Consider the following 15,812-nt stretch of genomic DNA (forward strand, 5'->3'; position numbering starts at 1 on the left):
AAAAATGCCAAGTCGGATTGTCCGTCTCCGGACCCGGCCACTGCCGCGCATTGTTCAGAGGCCGCAGCCTCACAGGTTGAGCTGGATCAATCGGAAAATCGCGCCGTCGTGGCTGCATATGCATGCCTAATATCGCGGCAATGTGGGTTGACCTTGAGCAGCGTGCCGACCAAGTTGCCCGCGCCGTGGACACTTCCGTTGATCTAAGCCGACCTTCGCCGCTGTTCATTCCCGATTCGCGCCGGGCATGGATCCGGCTTGCCGTGGCTGTGCTGATCGGCTCGCTCGGCAGCGTCGGCATGTGGTCGGTCGTGGTGACGCTGCCCGCCGTCCAGGCCGAATTCGGCGTGGCGCGCGGCACCGCCTCGCTCGCCTTCACGCTGGTGATGCTTGGTTTCGGCATCGGCCAGGTCGTGACCGGCAAGATCAGCGACCGCCACGGCATCGTTATCGCGATCGGCGTCGGCATCGGTCTTCTCGGCGTTGGCTATGTCGGCGCCGGGCTGTCGCCTGCGATCTGGCAATACATCCTGCTGCATTTTTTCATCGGCCTGTCATCGGCGGCGACGTTCGGACCGCTGATGGCCGAAGCCTCGCACTGGTTCGAGCGCTATCGCGGACTCGCCGTCGCGATCGCCGCCAGCGGCAACTACATCGGCGGCACGATCTGGCCGCCCATCGTCAACTGGGGCATGCAGACTTACGGCTGGCGTCCCACCCACATCGCGATCGGGATTTTCACCGCGGTGGCGATGACGCTGGCGCTGATCGTGCTGCGCATGCTGATGGGGGCGGGCATTCGGCGCAGCCATGCCAATGCGCCGCCGCCGCGGATTGACCTGCGGCTTTCCACCAATGCGCTGACCGCCATTCTGTCGCTGGCGAGCATCTCCTGCTGCGTGGCGATGTCGATGCCGCAGGTGCATATCGTCGCCTATTGCGGCGACCTCGGCTATGGCGTGGCGCGCGGCGCGCAGATGCTGTCGCTGATGCTGGGCTTTGGCATCGTCAGCCGCATCGGCTCAGGCTTTCTCGCCGACAAGATCGGCGGCATCCGCACCCTTCTGATCGGCTCGATAGCGCAGGGCTCGGCGCTGTTGATGTACCTGTTTTTCGATGACCTCGTCTCGCTCTACATCATCTCCGCGATGTTCGGCCTGTTCCAGGGCGGTATCGTGCCGAGCTATGCCATCATCGTGCGCGAGGCGATGCCGGCGTCGGAAGCCGCCACGCGTATCGGCATCGTGATATTTGCGTCGGTGTTCGGGATGTCGTTCGGCGGCTGGGTGTCGGGCGTGATCTTCGATGCCACAGGCTCTTATGGCGCGGCGTTCCTCAACGGGCTTGCCTGGAATGCGCTCAACATCACCATCATGGTCGGGCTATTGATCCGCGCCCGGCAACGATTGGCGATGGCGTAACGCGCCCGAGCAGGCCGAGCGATAGCGAGGCCGTTAGCGAGCGGCGCAAATCAAACGCTGCCCGAGCAGGCCGAGCGATAGCGAGGCCGTTAGCGAACGGCGCAAATCAAACGCTGCCCGAGCCGTTCGTTTCATCATGGGGATCGGAGCGTATGGAAAACGACGATGTCAAGCGCACGGTTTCAATAGGCTACGACCGCGTAGCCGACGATTACCTCGAACTGTTCGGTGTATCGTCGGTTCGTCAGAGGAAACTCGATGAATTCATCGAGCGACTTCCGCCGGGAGCCGCCGTACTCGATCTTGGATGCGGCGCTGGCGTGCCAGTTGCAAAGGCACTTACTGAACAGAACTTCGAGGTAACTGGCGTCGATATCTCGATCGGTCAAATCGAGCGCGCCCGTCGCAATGTGCCAGCGGCAACCTTCGTGCAGGGAGATATGGGTTCGCTAAATTTCGCGCCAGACACTTTCGACGGCGTTTGTGCGTTCTACTCAGTCACGCACGTGCCCCGCGACGAGCATCGCACTCTTGTCCGTCGCATTTCCGAATGGCTTCGGCCCGGGGGTATCTTCATAGCCAGTCTCGGAGCGTCTTCCGGAGATTGGACGGGGTCTTGGCTGGGCGTGCCCATGTTCTTCAGCCACAGCGATCCGAGCGAGGCCGAACAGATCATTCGGGATGCCGGGCTTGTTCTCGAACTGTCTGAACTGGTTGAACAGGATAATGAAGCGGCGACCTTTCTATGGATGATCGCGCAAAAGCCTTCGCGCCCATAGCCCTCCAGAATTCTACCTCTTACACACCCTGGCCGGTCTTGATCAGCGCGCAGCCTGAGATTTTGAGGCTGCCGTCGCCTTGCTGCTCGAGCGTATAAAGCGCTTCCCACGGCACGCCGTCGGCATCGACGATGTGAACCTGCTGGGCGATCTTGCCATCAGCTGAAACCGCTTCGCCGAATTCGAAACTCTTGTGGCGATAGACCGGGGCATAACTGTGCGCGACCATGCCGAGGAAGGCGTCGGCCTGCGGATACAATTCGTGGATTTCCGGCGCGGCGTAGGCATAGGCGGCTGCCGCATCGTCGCGGGCAAAGGCCTCGGCCTGCGAGCGGATGATACCTTGCGCAGCGGCGACGTCATCACCGGCGACGGCTGGCGAAACGCTGACGATCAGAAACGCGAAGAGCAAAGCGATGATGCGCATGGGATCGGCTCGCACGCGATGGCAATGTTCGAGCCTATATCCGGCGGGGAGGTCGCGCAAACGGGGCGAGCCGTCTTCCACGCGATTGTGAGAGCTTCGTTGTCCCGCCTGATGCCGAAATAGGCGGGATAAGTAGAAGGATTGGGCAGGCGAACGCGGTCTTCGGCACGACTCTTGTATTCATCGTCAATTGAGTGTCACTGCTAGACTTTATTTCAGCGTGATTCGCCTCGGGTGTTGAGGCCTTCTCTTTTTGCATTCAGCTTTTGGATTTCATGACCGATCTCATTTCGACGTTGCCGACGCCGGACGAAACAGAAGATAGTTTGCGGTTCTTGCGCAGATTTGCCGACCTGATGTCGAGCGGCAGCAATTCGGACAATCTGCTCCGCGCGGCCACGACACTCGAAGCGCAGGCCGAACTCCTGAAGGAGACGCGGGAGCTGCTTGGGGTCGAGCGCATCCGGGGCGATGCGAATGCCGAGACGCGCAAGACGCTCGAGGCCAGGATCGGTGAGCTCGGGCGCGAAATCCTCGCGCTGAAATCAAAGCTCGCCGAGCAGCAGTCGCACGCCAATCAAATCGTTGTCGAGATGGAGCGGCGGCAAGGCGAATTTCTATCGCGCGCCGAAGCGGCCGAGGCGGAACTCGCAGCGATCAAGGCGGCGCCTCCCGCGATTCCCTTCGGCTCGATTGCCGTGCCGCTGTCGACCTTGCGGGTAGCGAAAGCCCAGTTTGAATCGCTCGCGGCGGCGTTCGAAAAGTCGGGCAATATCGTCTCGCAGGTGAGGTGCGAAGCCAGCGCCTCGCACCTCGAGCGCGTCATGGCGGATTCAGGCGCTGCTGAAGACGCCGAAGACCGCTCCCAGCACGCGGCCTGATAAATTTCGAAACGCTTTACGCGAATTTGGCGGCCTTTTTGGCGGCCTTGGCGCGGTGCGGTCGTGATTTGTTGGCGACGAAGGGCTCGAAAGCCTTCATGCGCTTGATCAAATGTTGCAAGAGGCCGAGCGTGGCCGGAGGCAATCTGCGGCCGTGGCGGGTGATGATGTGGGCTTCGGCGCTCCGCAGAAGCGGATGATCGATCGGAAGCGCGATCACTTCTCCATCCTGCACCTCCCTGGCGGCCGCGAATGCCGGCATGAAGGCGATGCCGAGATTGGCGCAAACGAAACTCTTCAGGACCAGGAAGGAGTTGGTCCGAACGACGGGATTGAAGCTGGTGCGTTCGGATGCCGCTGCCACTTCCATGAGCTTCTGGGTGCCGAAGGACCCCCGTAATTCGGCGATCGGATAGAGCGCCACGTCGGACAGTTTCGGGGCGCGTCCCAATTTCGCCAGCGGATGTTTCGGGTGAACGATGGCGCAGATAGGCTGTCGGATCCTGGCGTGCGATTGCAATCGCCGGTCGGCGGGTGGGAAATAGACGATGCCGATCTGCGCCTCGCCCTCAATGACGGCCTGCACGATGCCGTCGGTCCCGGTGATTTCCAGCGAAAATGTCAGATCGGGAAAGCGCCGGCAAAACTCCTGAAGCGGTCCTCCGAGCAGGTCCCCGATATAGCCTTCGCCGGTGACGAGTTCGATATGGCCGCGTTTGAGCGTCTTCAGGTCCGCGAGTTTCGCCAGCGTATCCTTGCGGGCGGAGTCTTGAATGCCGGCGTATTCGACCAGCAACTGGCCGGCTTCCGTTGCCCGGACGCCGCGGCCATACCGCTCCAGCAGCGTCGTCGATACCTGCTTTTCCAGGAGTGCGATCTGCCGGCTGACCGTCGAGGGATTGACGTTCAACCGCTCCGCCGCGCCGCGGATGCTCCCGAGCCTGACGGCCTGGCGCAGATAGTGAAGTCGTTCCTGGTCGAAATCCGAGGGCATTGCAACGATCAGAATGGTTGAGGGTAAAGCGTTGCGATTTATGCAACGATAAAATCCGAACACGGCCATATCACGCAACAGCGGAATTCGCAATCATGCCGGCGCACCGAACAGGGAAGGCCGCCTCGATGAGTATTTCAGCCGTGCTGCTCGACACCGGAAGTCTCGACGTTGGCAGCCGCTCGCGGGTACTGGCGCTGGCCTTGCTCATCGTGGTCGCGGCCGAGTCGATCGGGAGCTTTACCGTTCAGGCGGGGCCCGGCCAGATCGTGCTGCTGCCGCTATTGTGGGCGCTGTTGCTCGGATGCGCGGTCGGCCTTGCAAAGGACCATCTTCCTCGGGTCGTGAAGATGGACGCTCGCTCGCAATGGTATGCGTCCGCTGTTCTGCAATCGGCGTTGCTGCTGTTCATTGCCAAGCTGGGCCTTCTTGTCGGCGCGTCGCTGCCGAAGATATTTACTTCCGGCTATGCGCTCTTGCTTCAGGAACTCGGTCATTTCTTCGGCACCATGGTCTTCGGATTGCCGGTTGCACTCCTGCTCGGCATCAGACGCGAGGCCGTCGGCGCCACCTTCTCCGTCGGCCGTGAGCCTAGCCTTGCGATTATCGGCGAAAAATACGGCATGGATTCTCCTGAAGGCCGCGGCGTGCTCGCCGAATACATCACGGGCACGGTGGTCGGCGCTGTCTTTATTGGACTGCTCGCAGGTTTTGTTGCAGCACTTGGTATCTTCCGGCCGTCTGCTCTGGCGATGGGCGCGGGTGTCGGCTCGGGCAGCATGATGGCCGCGGCCTCTGCGGCGATTGCCGCGCAGCAGCCCTCCGAGATCGCGAAGGAGGTCGCGGCATTTGCCGCGGCGAGCAACCTGATCACGACGACGATCGGTACCTACTTCACGCTGTTCGTGTCGTTGCCGTTCGCGAACTGGTCTTATGGCGTGCTCGAACCGGTGCTGGGTCGTATCGGGCTCAAGCCGCGGGTCCCATCGACCGATGCGGGCGCTGACGCCGTGATGGACGTTGCCCGGATAGAACTTTCAGGGCCGGAACGTGCGATCGCCTGGATCGCGACAGGTGCTCTCGCGATGATCGGAAATTGGCTGGCCTACAGCAACGCTCCGCTGGATGCGTTGCCGGGATTGGCGATCATGCTCGTGACTGTGGCTGTCGGATACATGCTTTATCGATCGACCGGCTCGCGCATTCCGGCAGTCTGCTGGGTCTCGCTGGCAGGCATGATCACGACCTACCCCGGCGTCCCCTACGCGGCTGCGATCGCCGCGTGGACCGGAAAGATCAACTTTCTGGCGTTGACCACGCCAATGCTGGCGTTCGCGGGGTTGTCGATCGCCAAGGACATACCGGCGTTCCGCAAGCTCGGTTGGCCGATCGTGGTAACGTCGCTGATGGCCAATGCCGGCACTTTCATTGGCGCGACCCTGATCGCCCAATATTTTGGTCACTGAGATGGTAAGATAGATGTCGTCGGCGGAGACCGCCGATGTTGCCCGCGTTGACGTCATCCGAGACTTGATGCCATGACCAAGAATACGAAAACATCCCCGACAAAATTGCCGGTCACCCTCCGCGACGTCGAGGCCGCGGCAGTGACGCTCGCCGGTTTCGTCAAGCGAACGAATTTCGACCATAGCCGGACGCTGTCGGACATCACCGGCGCCGATATCTGGCTCAAATTCGAGAATTTGCAGTTCACCGCGACGTTCAAGGAGCGCGGGGCGCTCAACCGGCTTTCGGCTTTGTCCGCCGATCAGCGCCGGCAAGGCGTGGTTGCGGCTTCCGCCGGCAACCACGCCCAGGGCGTGGCCTATCACGCCGCGCGTCTTTCAATTCCGGCGACCATCTTCGTTCCCGCCGGCACGCCGACCGTGAAGATCGAGAACACCCGCCGTCATGGTGCAACCGTCATCGAAGGCGGCGCGACACTGGAAGACGCCGCCAATCTGGCAAAAGAACACGGCGCGAGCTGTGGCCTCACCTATATCCATCCCTACGACGATCCCCTGATTATCGCAGGCCAAGGCACGATCGCTCTCGAGATGCTGGCGGCGGTGACTGATCTCGACGTGCTGATCGTGCCGATCGGCGGCGGCGGTCTCATCTCCGGCATCGCGGTCGCGGCCAAGTCGCTCAAGCCGGACATCGAGGTCATTGGCGTGCAGGCCACGCTTTACCCGTCAATGTATAATTTGATCAAGGCGCAGTCGCTGCCGATGCGCGGCGATACGCTGGCGGAAGGCATTGCGGTCAAGGCGCCGGGCGCGATCACTTCCGAGATTGTGCGGGCGCTGGTCGACGACATCGTTCTGGTGACCGAGCAGCATATCGAGCATGCGCTCAGTCTGTTGCTGACCATCGAGAAGTCGGTCACCGAAGGCGCCGGCGCGGCCGGCCTCGCCGCCGTGCTCGCCGACCCCGATCGCTTCAGGGGTCGCAAGCTAGGCCTGGTGCTGAGCGGTGGCAACATCGACACGCGGCTTCTGTCAGGCGTGCTGACCCGCCAACTCGCGCGCGAAGGCCGCCTGTCGCGGCTTCGGTTCGACATTGTCGACCGCCCGGGTCAACTGGCCGCGGTTGTCGCGGTACTGAGCAATGCCGGCGCCAACATCGTGGAAGTCTCCCATCAACGAATCTTCACCGATCTGCCGGCCAAAGCGGTGGTGCTCGAAGTTGTTATCGAGACACGTGATCGCTCTCATCTCGCGTCGACGATCGGGGCGTTGCGCGCGGCGGACATCCGGGTGGATGCAAATACCTAACCGACGTTTCGATTTCTGAAGGAGACACCTATGAACGTTAGAGATGCTAGACTTCTAATGAAATCGTTCGACGTCCTGGTTGAACAGCTAAATCTGCCTTTCTACGTCGCTGAGAATTTCTGCGACAGCGACGTCAAGGAGGCTGTCTTTGCCGTCTTCGCCAACGTGATAAAAGAAATTGACTATGAAATCCTACCGAAACTCATCTCGAAGTTTCCTGAACTTAAAGAGGACCTAAAACGATCGCAAGAAATGATGACATAAAGATCGCCGCGCGAGTTCGTCAGCTAATTGAAGTCCGCTTAAGCCAGATGGCGCCATTGCAGATGACGTGTTTTCTTCAGGCGAAGCAGCGCCGGCGCTCTAACCGCCGCCCGTAAACGTCTCGCTGCGCACCGCCCAGCCCGTCACCCGGCCTTCGATCAGCGAAAAGCCCGCATAGAGCGCCACGCCGAGCGCCGCGAGGATGAACAGGCCCGCGAATACCAGCGGCACGTCGAAGCTCGAGCTTGCGATCATCATCAGATTGCCGATGCCGCGGTTTGAGGCCACTGTCTCGGAAATCACTGCGCCGACGAATGCCAACGTGGCGGCGACTTTCAGCGAGGCAAAGAAGTAGGGCATCGTGCGCGGCAGCCCGATATTCCAGAGGATTTCCCACTTCGTCGCCCGCAACGTCCGCATCACGTCCTGCAGCTCCGGTTCGGTGGCCGCCAGCCCCGTGGCGACGTTGACGACGATCGGAAAGATGCACATGATCATCGCGGTCAAGACGGCAGGCACTGTGCCGGCGCCGAACCACAACACGAAGATCGGCACCACGGCGACTTTCGGGATCGAGGAGAACCCCACCAGCAGCGGATAGGCGACGTCATAGGCGAGGCGGGAGGAGCCGATCAGGATTCCCAGCAGCACGCCGATGATAATGCCGAGCGCGAACCCGACCAGCGTCGTGTAGAGCGTCTGCACCGCGTGCGGCCAGATCGCCGGAAAGCGGGTCCATAGCGTGATCAGGATCTGGCTCGGCCGTGGCAGCACGATGTCGGAGACATTGAAGATCAGGCACAGCACCTCCCAGCCCATGAAAAAGCCGATGATGCAGACGATCGACAGGATGCGGCGGCGGGTGGTCTCGTTCATGATTGTGCCTCCTGGACGGCGCGGGCGGCCATGATGCGTTCACGAAGCCGCTGGGTGAGCGAGACGAATTCCGGCTGGAAGGAAATGTCGATGATGCGCGGCCGCTCGAACGGCACCACAGAGTCGTCGACAATACGTCCGGGCCTTGCCTGCATCACACAGATGCGGCTGGCGAGATAGGCGGCTTCCTTGAGGTCATGCGTCACAAGCAGAACGGTGGGACGCTTGTCGATCCACAACTGCTGCATGATTTCCCACAATTCTTCGCGGGTGAACTGGTCGAGCGCGCCGAAGGGTTCATCGAGCAGCAGCAGCGTCGGATCGTGGATCAAGGCGCGGCACAGCGAGGCGCGTTGCTGCATGCCGCCGGACAATTGCCAGGGAAACTTGTCGCCAAAGCCGGCGAGGCCAACGCGAGCCAATGACTGTTCGACGCGGTCGCGGTACTCGGTGCGTTTTTTGCTGGAAAACTCTTTCTTGAACGGCGGCACGATCTTGAGCGGCATCATGACGTTGTCGCGGATGTTCAGCCAGGGCAGCAACGTCGGGTTCTGGAACGCCATGCCGACCCGCGCGCTCTCGGCGCCGACCTCGCGCCCCGCCACGAACACATGGCCTTCGGTGGCTTTGAGCGTGCCGGCGACGAGTTTCAGAATGGTCGACTTGCCGCAGCCCGAAGGCCCGACGAGGGCGACGAATTCGCCATGGCTGATGCGCAAGGAGGTTTCCGCCAGCGCCGTGACCTGATTTTTGGCGCCGCCGAACGTCACCCGGACTTTTTCGAGATCGATGACATTCCCTACCGGCAGCGCGAGCGCATCGGACATCGTGCTAGCCTTTTTTGCCGGCGGTGATCGCGGCCATGGTGGCGTCGGTGTTTTTCGGTGACGGCGTCGGCATCCGCTGGATCGCATGGACCGAACGGCCGGTGCTGCGGGCTTGTTCGTTCAGCACGCGGTTCTTCATGACAAAGTTGCCGCGCACGATGGTGTGGATCGGCAACGCGGTGCATTGCCAGCCCTGCCACGGCGAGATTTTCGAGTGCGACTGGATTTTGGCGTCGTCGATGGTCCAGCGTCGGTTCATGTCGACGATCGCGATGTCGGCGTCGGAGCCGACCGTCAGCGTGCCTTTGCGCGGATAGAGTCCCCAAAGCTTGGCAGGATTGGCGGCGCTCCAGCGCACGTAATCGCGGATGGTGGCGCGGCCGCGATTGATCTCGGTCAGCATCAGCGGCATCTGGGTCTCGACGCCGGGAAAACCGCAATCGACGGTCCAGATGTCGTTGCGCGTCTTTTCTTCCGGTGTATGCGGGGCGTGATCGGTCGCGACTATGTCGACGGTGCCGTCAACAAGCGCGTTCCACAGCGGCTGCTGGTTGGGCGTTTCGCGCACCGGCGGATTGACGCGCACGACGCCGCCGGATTTTTCGTAGTCCTTTTCCGACAGCAACAGATAATGCGGGCAGGTCTCGCCGGTGATATCGACGCCGCGCGCCTTGGCTTCCGCCAGCGGCCGCAATTCGGCGGCCGAGGAGATGTGAAGCACATGAATGCGCGCGCCGGTCCATTCCGCCAGGATGGCCGCGCGTGCGACCGCCTCAACGGCGACAACTGCGGGGCGCGACGCCAGATGCGCGATCGGCTCGGTACGGCCGGCGGCACGCAAACGTTGCTCCCGTCGCTCCATGATCGAGTTGGTCTCGGCATGCAGCGAAATGCGTTTTCCGGTCGGAGCGACGAGTTCGAACAGCTCTAACATCGCGCCGGTGGAGGGGGAGGGGATGCGGCCGAACGTGTTCCCCATGTAGCACTTGAAGCCGATGATGCCGCCTTCGACCAGCGAGGGAATGTGTTCGAGGCTTTCTTCGCCGAGCACCGCGTAGAGGCCGTAGTCGACGTACGCCTTTTCCGACGCGATCTTGTGTTTCGCGGAGAGCGACTCGGCGTCGGCAATGGTCGGCAGTGTGTTCGGCATGTCGAACACGGTGGTGACGCCGCCGAACGCAGCGGCTGCGGTACCGCTGCCGAAATCTTCCTTGTGCGGGTACCCAGGGTCGCGGAAATGCACGTGGACGTCGATGGCGCCGGGCAGGACATGCATGCCGGTCGCATCCAGCGTCTCGGTTGCGGCCGGCATCGCCTCTCGCGCGCCGATCGTGTGAATTTTCCCGTCCTTGATGGCGATGCTGGCGCGAACTTCCGCATCCGGCGAAACGAGAACACCGCCGAGGATGACGAGATCGGCTTTGTCAGGATTGGTCATGATGGCCTCTCGTCACAGCATCGCCCAGCCGCCGTCGACCGGCAAGTCGACACCCGTGATCTGGCGCGAGACGTCGCTGGCAAAAAACAGACAGGCGTTGGCGACGTCGTCATCGACGGTGATGCGCTTCAACGCATAGTCGGCGGCATGCCGTTGCGCGGCTTCTTCTTCCGTTATGCCGAGCTTTTGCGCCATGTCGCGGCAGACTTTTTCGCGGAAACGGGGACCGTCAACCATGCCCGGCGCGACGCAGTTGACGTTGATGTTGTGCTGGCCGACTTCGAGCGCAAAACTCTTGGTGATGCCGCGCAGCCCCCATTTGGAGGCCGAATACGCCACGCGTCCGGCGCGGCCGCGCATGCCGAAGGTGCCTCCGACATTGACGATCTTGCCGTAGTACTGGTCGATCATGGCCGGCAGCACCGCGCGCATGGTGTGGAAGCAGCCGTTCATGTTGAGCGTGACGATCTCGTCGAACTCTTCCGGCGTCGTCTGCACGCCGGTCTTGCCGATCGGGCCTGAGCCGCCGGCAATATTGACGAGCACGTCGATCCGCCCGCCGAACGCCTCTTTGGTGGCCGCGGCCGCAGCGTCGCATTGTTTCGCATCGGTGAGGTCGCAAGCGATCACGATGGCGTTGCCGTTGTGGGACCTGACTTCTTTGGCAACGGGCTTGATCGCGTCGGTGTCGCGGCCGATCAGCGCCAGTTTGCAGCCTTCGCGCGCGAAAGCGTGGGTGACCGCTGCACCCATGCCTTTGGCGGGACCCGTGATCATCACGACGCGATCTTCTAGCGAGAGTTTCATGGCTCTGGTCCGTTTTTGAGATGATGCGTCAGGTCGCGGGCCGCACGGAGGTCGGGCGCTCGCTCGCCGGCGGCAGGAAGCTGCGGTCGAAGATTTCGGTGACGGTGGGCGTGCGCGGCAGTTCCTTGGCCTTGACCAGGATGTCGATCGCCTTCGCCATGCGGTCGTCGCTGATGTCGCCGATGCCGATCTTGGCGATTTCCGGATGGCTCATTTCGTCCGCCATCGTCGCATCGATGCGTGCGCGCTCGATCGCCGGCTTGATCAGGGGCTCGCGTTTGGCGACCGCGTCGGTCGCGGCCTGCGGATCGGCGATCGCGTCCTTGATGCCGTGATTGATCGCCTTCAGGAAGCCTTTCACGGCTTCGGGGTGTTCCTTGACGAGCTTGCGCGAGACGATGATGGCGTTGGAATAAAGGTCCATGCCGTAGTCCTCGAACTTGATGAAGCGGATCTGCTTGTCGGGATCGATGCCGGTGAGTTTGGCGCTGAAGCGGATGGTGGTGACGTAGCCGAACACGCCGTCGACCTGGCCCTGCATCAGCATCTGCTCGCGCAGACTGGGCTGAAAGTTGACGATCTCGACCTTGGTGCAGTCGATCTTGGTCGCGGCACACAGCGCCGGAAACAGTTTCAGCGCGCCGTCATTGGCGGCGCCGCCGAGCTTGCGCCCGACAAAGTCGGCGGGGGTCTTGATCGGGCTGTCGGCCTTTACCGCAACCGTGAACGGCGGTCGGTTGTAGAGCATGAACACGCCGACCGGCGCGTCTTCGGGTTTTTTCGCGGCGAGCTCGATCAGCGCGTTGATGTCGCCGAAGCCCGCGTCATAGGCGCCATTGGCGACCTGGGGGACCGCGGCGCCGGAGCCATTGCCCTGGTCGAAGGAGACTTCGATGCCCTCTTGTTTGAAATAGCCGCGGTCGTCGGCGAGGAAGAACATTCCCTGCGGCCCCTCATATTTCCAGTTCAGCACCATCCTGATTTTGGTCTGCGCCTGGGCCGCGGCTCCAAAGCCGGCGGTAAGGGTGAGAGCGAGGGCGAGCGCCTGCATTCCACGAAATGCGTGGGTCCTGATCATCGGATTTTCCCCTGTGGCTGAAGCAGATGGTTTTCAGGCTTCGCTTTTTCCGTCCGAAGCCGCATTGATGCAAAGACTACAGACCAAAAACTACGCCTTTCCAGTGAGCAAATCTGTTGCTATCTTTTGACTTGAGCGGTGCAAAAAAGGCATCACTCGCTGGAATTGGACCACCGGAACCATGCGCCATTTGAGACTGCTGAGCCATGTCGTGGAGGTCGCTCGCACCGGCTCGATCCGGAAAGCCGCCGAGCAGTTGAACCTGACGCCATCGGCCATGAACCGGCGCATTCAGGATCTCGAGGCCGAAGTCGGCACGCCCTTGTTCGAGCGGCGTCCGCGCGGGGTGAAGCTGACGACCGCCGGCGAAATGTTCGTGCGCTACGCGCAAAGCCAGATGGCCGACGCGGAGCGGATGAAATCGCAGGTCGAGGATTTGCGAGGCTTGCGCAGGGGTCCGGTGCTGATGGCTTGCAGCCAGGCGCTGGCGCTCGACTTCCTGGCCTCGCGCATCGCGGGCTTTCAGAAGCAGCACCCGCGCGTGACGTTTGACCTGAAGACCATCGACCACGAACGGGCCCTGGCCGCGCTCGCCGCCTATGAGGTCGATCTGGCGCTGATTTTCCGCCCGTCGATGCGGCCGACCTTGCGTGTCATCGCGAGCGTCCCGCAGCGGCTGGTCGCGGTCGTTCGCGCCGACCATCCGCTGGCGGGGAAGAAATCCGTGCGGTTATCCGAATGCGCCGCTTACCCGGCGGTCTTGCCGGATCGCTCGCTCGGCGGGCGGCAAATTCTCGACGAGGTTTCGGCGCGGCGCGATCTGCGCTTCAACGTGATGGCTGAATCCAATTCATTCGAGATGCTAAGGGGATTGGTGTATCGCTGCAACGCGATCTCGTTTCAGATCGAGATCGGCGCGCCCTCCGGCGATCTCGGTATGAGCCTGGTTGGATGTCCGATCGATACCCGCGACGTGCCGACCGCCGAGCTGGTGCTGTGCCAGTTGCGCGGCCGGGTGCTACCCATTGCGGCCGCGGCCTTCTCGGAAACCCTGTCCAAGAGCCTGCACGACATCAAGGCTTCCTAAATTTAGTTTTAGGCGACGAATATATTCCGTCCGCTCGGGTTTATCCTTGGATCGGGAGGAGAAGCTCATGAGCCCATTTGCGATCCGGCTATCAATGCTGACCATTTGCGCGACCGCGCTGGTCGTGGCTCCCGCGGTGACGCCGGCCGAGGCGGCCCAAAAGCATATGCATATCAAGAAACATCGCGGACACAGGCAACATCTCGGTGCGGCGTGGTCAATCGGTCCGGCTCAGCCGACCGCCGGATACTACGCTCCGTCCGAGCCGATCTGTCCGGCGATCGGCAAGAGCTTCGACTGCAAGATATGGCCGCCGCCCTATGCGGACGATCCCGATCGGAAAACGTCGCGGTACTGAAGGCTTCGATCGCGCGGCTTCAGTCGACTTTCGTCTCCGTCCCGGACACTGGCAGACCGGACCGGACGGAAGCTTGGCCGGCCCCGCGCGGAAGGCGGTAGCCAGCGACGATCAAAACGAGCTGGAATCCGCACAGCAGCGCAAACGCGTCGCCATATGCGCTCGATACCGGCGCGGCTGCCTGCGCGGCCAGCCGCCATCCGAGAAACGTTGCGCATATCGTGGTTAGCGTCGGCCCGCCCATGCGCATGATGAGGTTGAGCGTGGTTGTCGCCATCGGCAGGTCTTCGCGTTTGACCGACGCGTAGGCGGCCGAGATCGAGGGAATTCCGATGCAGCTCAAGCCCATGCCTCGAACGAACAACGCGCCGGCAGCCAGCGAAATGGCGAGGCCGTGGCTGGCCAGATAGATGAAAGGGACGATGCCCGCGAGCGCTGTCACCGCGCCGCCAAGCAGGACGTTGCGATTGCCAAACCGCTCCACAAGCGATCCGACCAAAGGATAGGTGCAGATCATTCCAAGCCCCTGCGAGCCCAGCAGCAAGCCGACGTCGCTTGGCGAGAGACCGCCGGCGCGCGCGAGGTACGCGGGAACAAGCAGCTGACTGGCGAACGAGACCCCCTGCGCCAGGAAGAGCGCGATCACGGCGGCGGAAAAAGTACCGTCGTTGAACAGGCGCAGGTCGATGATGGCGCCGTCCTTTTTCTTGGTTGCCCACCAGAAAAAGACGGAAAGTAGCAGCAAGGACAGCGCGATCGCCGTCAGACCGAACGGGTCGGTCGTGCGTTCCGATCCGTACAGAAACAGCGCGACGCCGGGACACAGCAATACGAGACCGAACAGGTCGAGACGGCGCGGCCGCTTCTCGTGCCCGTCATGGGGCAGAAATAATGCGGCAAGCCCGATTGCGAGCACGCCGAAAGGAAGATTGATCAGGAAAAGCCAGCGCCAGGAGGCAAACCGCAAAAGCGCGCCGGCGATGACGGGCCCCAGAAGCGGCGCAAGCAAGATCGGCATGGCCGCGAAACCGAAGACACGCGCCATTCTCTGCCCGGCGGCGCGAACCATGATCAACTGCGCGAGCGGCGCCAACAGGCCGCCGCTGATGCCTTGCAGGACGCGAAACCCGATCAGGGAGTTCGCGGACCATGCCAAGCCGCAGAGTGCCGAAGTCAGCGTGAAGGCCGCAAAGGTCCAGAGGTAGACGGCCTTGGTACCGGCGCGGTCGACGATCCAGCCGCTCAGGGGCAACGCGAGCGCAAGCGCGAGCAGATAGCCGCTGGTCACCCACTGAATGTTCGAAAGTGTCGTATGCAATTCAAGCGCAAGGCTCGAAAGCGAGACATTGACGACGGTCGCGTCCATTTGGGACAGAAACGAACCGAGGATGGCGACGGACGAAATCTTCCAGAGGTGTGGATCGGGCGGCGCGGCGTTGAACTGCTCATCGGATGCCATTCGTCTACTCAGGGGAGTTGCCGCCGTGGAAACGGCCGAAGTGGCGCGCGGCGAACAGGCCGATCAAAAGAAAACCAAGCCCGAGAACCGCCACGTCAACGGTGGAGCGCAGGTTGAAGTCTCCGACACGGCAGATCAGGACATAGGCGACAGCGAGGTTGAAAAAGCCCCACAAGACGTTGACGGTCGACGAGGAGAGGCCTTCGCCGCGCGGCGTGGCGAAGGGGCTTTGAAACGGCCGCCCCATCGAGCCAGCGGCGAGGTGGGGGATTGCGTTGCAAAGAAACACCCCGCCGAAAAAATACGAGACGAGCGTCAACCAGTTCATCGTGCACGGTC

17 protein-coding genes are annotated in these 15,812 nt (G+C 62.0%); 8 read left to right on the forward strand and 9 right to left on the reverse strand.

Translation table 11 applies throughout. The features are described from left to right. Nucleotides 1–185 precede the first annotated feature (185 nt). Both ABSE61_RS27090 and ABSE61_RS27095 read left to right on the forward strand, forming a co-directional pair. On the forward strand, nucleotides 186–1,421 hold the full coding sequence (locus ABSE61_RS27090) for an MFS transporter (protein ID WP_423874243.1): 1,236 nt from the start codon (nucleotides 186–188) through the stop codon (nucleotides 1,419–1,421). 152 nt (nucleotides 1,422–1,573) lie between these two features. Continuing rightward, complete coding sequence (locus tag ABSE61_RS27095) at nucleotides 1,574–2,200, forward strand: class I SAM-dependent methyltransferase (protein WP_423874216.1); 627 nt, start codon at nucleotides 1,574–1,576, stop codon at nucleotides 2,198–2,200. A 19-nt stretch (nucleotides 2,201–2,219) separates the two neighbouring features. Here the strand turns inward: ABSE61_RS27095 and ABSE61_RS27100 are convergent, their stop codons facing one another. Beyond that, nucleotides 2,220–2,627, reverse strand: a complete 408-nt coding sequence (locus ABSE61_RS27100; protein ID WP_423874217.1) for a DUF4864 domain-containing protein — start codon at nucleotides 2,625–2,627, stop codon at nucleotides 2,220–2,222. A 275-nt stretch (nucleotides 2,628–2,902) separates the two neighbouring features. Here ABSE61_RS27100 and ABSE61_RS27105 point away from each other — a divergent pair, with 275 nt between their 5' ends. Next, nucleotides 2,903–3,508 (forward strand): hypothetical protein, encoded by a 606-nt coding sequence (locus ABSE61_RS27105; protein WP_423874218.1) that lies wholly within the window; start codon nucleotides 2,903–2,905, stop codon nucleotides 3,506–3,508. 16 nt (nucleotides 3,509–3,524) lie between these two features. Here ABSE61_RS27105 and ABSE61_RS27110 read toward each other — a convergent pair whose 3' ends face one another. Next, nucleotides 3,525–4,502: a LysR family transcriptional regulator gene (locus ABSE61_RS27110; RefSeq protein ID WP_423874219.1), complete on the reverse strand. Its 978-nt coding sequence runs from the start codon at nucleotides 4,500–4,502 to the stop codon at nucleotides 3,525–3,527. Between the two features lie 128 nt (nucleotides 4,503–4,630). Between ABSE61_RS27110 and ABSE61_RS27115 the strand changes: the two genes are divergently transcribed. From ABSE61_RS27115 to ABSE61_RS27125, 3 genes are all read left to right on the forward strand, one after another. Continuing rightward, nucleotides 4,631–5,968, forward strand: a complete 1,338-nt coding sequence (locus ABSE61_RS27115) for a DUF3100 domain-containing protein (RefSeq protein WP_423874220.1) — start codon at nucleotides 4,631–4,633, stop codon at nucleotides 5,966–5,968. Nucleotides 5,969–6,040: 72 nt separating this feature from the next. Beyond that, nucleotides 6,041–7,279 (forward strand): threonine ammonia-lyase, encoded by a 1,239-nt coding sequence (locus tag ABSE61_RS27120; protein ID WP_423874221.1) that lies wholly within the window; start codon nucleotides 6,041–6,043, stop codon nucleotides 7,277–7,279. Between the two features lie 30 nt (nucleotides 7,280–7,309). Then, the gene (locus ABSE61_RS27125) at nucleotides 7,310–7,543 is read left to right on the forward strand and encodes a hypothetical protein (RefSeq protein WP_423874222.1); all 234 of its coding nucleotides are present in this window, start codon (nucleotides 7,310–7,312) and stop codon (nucleotides 7,541–7,543) included. Between the two features lie 99 nt (nucleotides 7,544–7,642). On the opposite strand, the gene ABSE61_RS27130 is transcribed toward ABSE61_RS27125, so the two are convergent. From ABSE61_RS27130 to ABSE61_RS27150, 5 genes are read right to left on the reverse strand one after another with little or no spacing between them, the layout of a single operon-like run. Next, complete coding sequence (locus ABSE61_RS27130; RefSeq protein WP_423874223.1) at nucleotides 7,643–8,419, reverse strand: ABC transporter permease; 777 nt, start codon at nucleotides 8,417–8,419, stop codon at nucleotides 7,643–7,645. After that, a complete protein-coding gene (locus ABSE61_RS27135) occupies nucleotides 8,416–9,246 on the reverse strand; it encodes an ABC transporter ATP-binding protein (protein ID WP_423874224.1) in 831 nt (276 codons plus the stop codon). The genes ABSE61_RS27130 and ABSE61_RS27135 overlap by 4 nt, the downstream gene beginning before the upstream one ends. Before the next feature lie 4 nt (nucleotides 9,247–9,250). Then, complete coding sequence (gene allB, locus ABSE61_RS27140) at nucleotides 9,251–10,684, reverse strand: allantoinase AllB (protein ID WP_423874225.1); 1,434 nt, start codon at nucleotides 10,682–10,684, stop codon at nucleotides 9,251–9,253. A gap of 12 nt (nucleotides 10,685–10,696) precedes the next feature. Beyond that, nucleotides 10,697–11,491, reverse strand: coding sequence for an SDR family NAD(P)-dependent oxidoreductase (locus ABSE61_RS27145; RefSeq protein WP_423874226.1), 795 nt, complete (start codon nucleotides 11,489–11,491; stop codon nucleotides 10,697–10,699). Nucleotides 11,492–11,519: 28 nt separating this feature from the next. Next, a complete protein-coding gene (locus ABSE61_RS27150) occupies nucleotides 11,520–12,569 on the reverse strand; it encodes an ABC transporter substrate-binding protein (protein WP_423874227.1) in 1,050 nt (349 codons plus the stop codon). 181 nt (nucleotides 12,570–12,750) lie between these two features. Between ABSE61_RS27150 and ABSE61_RS27155 the strand changes: the two genes are divergently transcribed. Both ABSE61_RS27155 and ABSE61_RS27160 read left to right on the forward strand, forming a co-directional pair. Continuing rightward, complete coding sequence (locus ABSE61_RS27155) at nucleotides 12,751–13,656, forward strand: LysR family transcriptional regulator (protein WP_423874228.1); 906 nt, start codon at nucleotides 12,751–12,753, stop codon at nucleotides 13,654–13,656. 67 nt (nucleotides 13,657–13,723) lie between these two features. Next, a complete protein-coding gene (locus ABSE61_RS27160) occupies nucleotides 13,724–14,014 on the forward strand; it encodes a hypothetical protein (RefSeq protein ID WP_423874229.1) in 291 nt (96 codons plus the stop codon). Between the two features lie 19 nt (nucleotides 14,015–14,033). Here the strand turns inward: ABSE61_RS27160 and ABSE61_RS27165 are convergent, their stop codons facing one another. Beyond that, a complete protein-coding gene (locus ABSE61_RS27165) occupies nucleotides 14,034–15,473 on the reverse strand; it encodes a DHA2 family efflux MFS transporter permease subunit (protein WP_423874230.1) in 1,440 nt (479 codons plus the stop codon). A gap of 4 nt (nucleotides 15,474–15,477) precedes the next feature. Then, the gene (locus tag ABSE61_RS27170) at nucleotides 15,478–15,801 is read right to left on the reverse strand and encodes a hypothetical protein (RefSeq protein WP_423874231.1); all 324 of its coding nucleotides are present in this window, start codon (nucleotides 15,799–15,801) and stop codon (nucleotides 15,478–15,480) included. Between the last annotated feature and the right edge of the window lie 11 nt (nucleotides 15,802–15,812).

The organism is Bradyrhizobium sp., from assembly GCF_049519115.1.
GTDB lineage: Bacteria > Pseudomonadota > Alphaproteobacteria > Rhizobiales > Xanthobacteraceae > Bradyrhizobium.

What these genes read in the sequence shown, in the direction of transcription:
- ABSE61_RS27160 (WP_423874229.1), top strand. Translation starts at nt 13,724, where the DNA reads ATGAGCCCATTTGCGATCCGGCTATCAATGCTGACCATTTGCGCGACC.
- ABSE61_RS27155 (WP_423874228.1), top strand. Translation starts at nt 12,751, where the DNA reads ATGCGCCATTTGAGACTGCTGAGCCATGTCGTGGAGGTCGCTCGCACC.
- ABSE61_RS27095 (WP_423874216.1), top strand. Translation starts at nt 1,574, where the DNA reads ATGGAAAACGACGATGTCAAGCGCACGGTTTCAATAGGCTACGACCGC.
- ABSE61_RS27135 (WP_423874224.1), bottom strand. Translation starts at nt 9,246, where the DNA reads ATGTCCGATGCGCTCGCGCTGCCGGTAGGGAATGTCATCGATCTCGAA.
- allB (WP_423874225.1), bottom strand. Translation starts at nt 10,684, where the DNA reads ATGACCAATCCTGACAAAGCCGATCTCGTCATCCTCGGCGGTGTTCTC.
- ABSE61_RS27145 (WP_423874226.1), bottom strand. Translation starts at nt 11,491, where the DNA reads ATGAAACTCTCGCTAGAAGATCGCGTCGTGATGATCACGGGTCCCGCC.
- ABSE61_RS27115 (WP_423874220.1), top strand. Translation starts at nt 4,631, where the DNA reads ATGAGTATTTCAGCCGTGCTGCTCGACACCGGAAGTCTCGACGTTGGC.
- ABSE61_RS27130 (WP_423874223.1), bottom strand. Translation starts at nt 8,419, where the DNA reads ATGAACGAGACCACCCGCCGCCGCATCCTGTCGATCGTCTGCATCATC.
- ABSE61_RS27120 (WP_423874221.1), top strand. Translation starts at nt 6,041, where the DNA reads ATGACCAAGAATACGAAAACATCCCCGACAAAATTGCCGGTCACCCTC.
- ABSE61_RS27165 (WP_423874230.1), bottom strand. Translation starts at nt 15,473, where the DNA reads ATGGCATCCGATGAGCAGTTCAACGCCGCGCCGCCCGATCCACACCTC.
- ABSE61_RS27105 (WP_423874218.1), top strand. Translation starts at nt 2,903, where the DNA reads ATGACCGATCTCATTTCGACGTTGCCGACGCCGGACGAAACAGAAGAT.
- ABSE61_RS27125 (WP_423874222.1), top strand. Translation starts at nt 7,310, where the DNA reads ATGAACGTTAGAGATGCTAGACTTCTAATGAAATCGTTCGACGTCCTG.
- ABSE61_RS27170 (WP_423874231.1), bottom strand. Translation starts at nt 15,801, where the DNA reads ATGAACTGGTTGACGCTCGTCTCGTATTTTTTCGGCGGGGTGTTTCTT.
- ABSE61_RS27100 (WP_423874217.1), bottom strand. Translation starts at nt 2,627, where the DNA reads ATGCGCATCATCGCTTTGCTCTTCGCGTTTCTGATCGTCAGCGTTTCG.
- ABSE61_RS27150 (WP_423874227.1), bottom strand. Translation starts at nt 12,569, where the DNA reads ATGATCAGGACCCACGCATTTCGTGGAATGCAGGCGCTCGCCCTCGCT.
- ABSE61_RS27110 (WP_423874219.1), bottom strand. Translation starts at nt 4,502, where the DNA reads ATGCCCTCGGATTTCGACCAGGAACGACTTCACTATCTGCGCCAGGCC.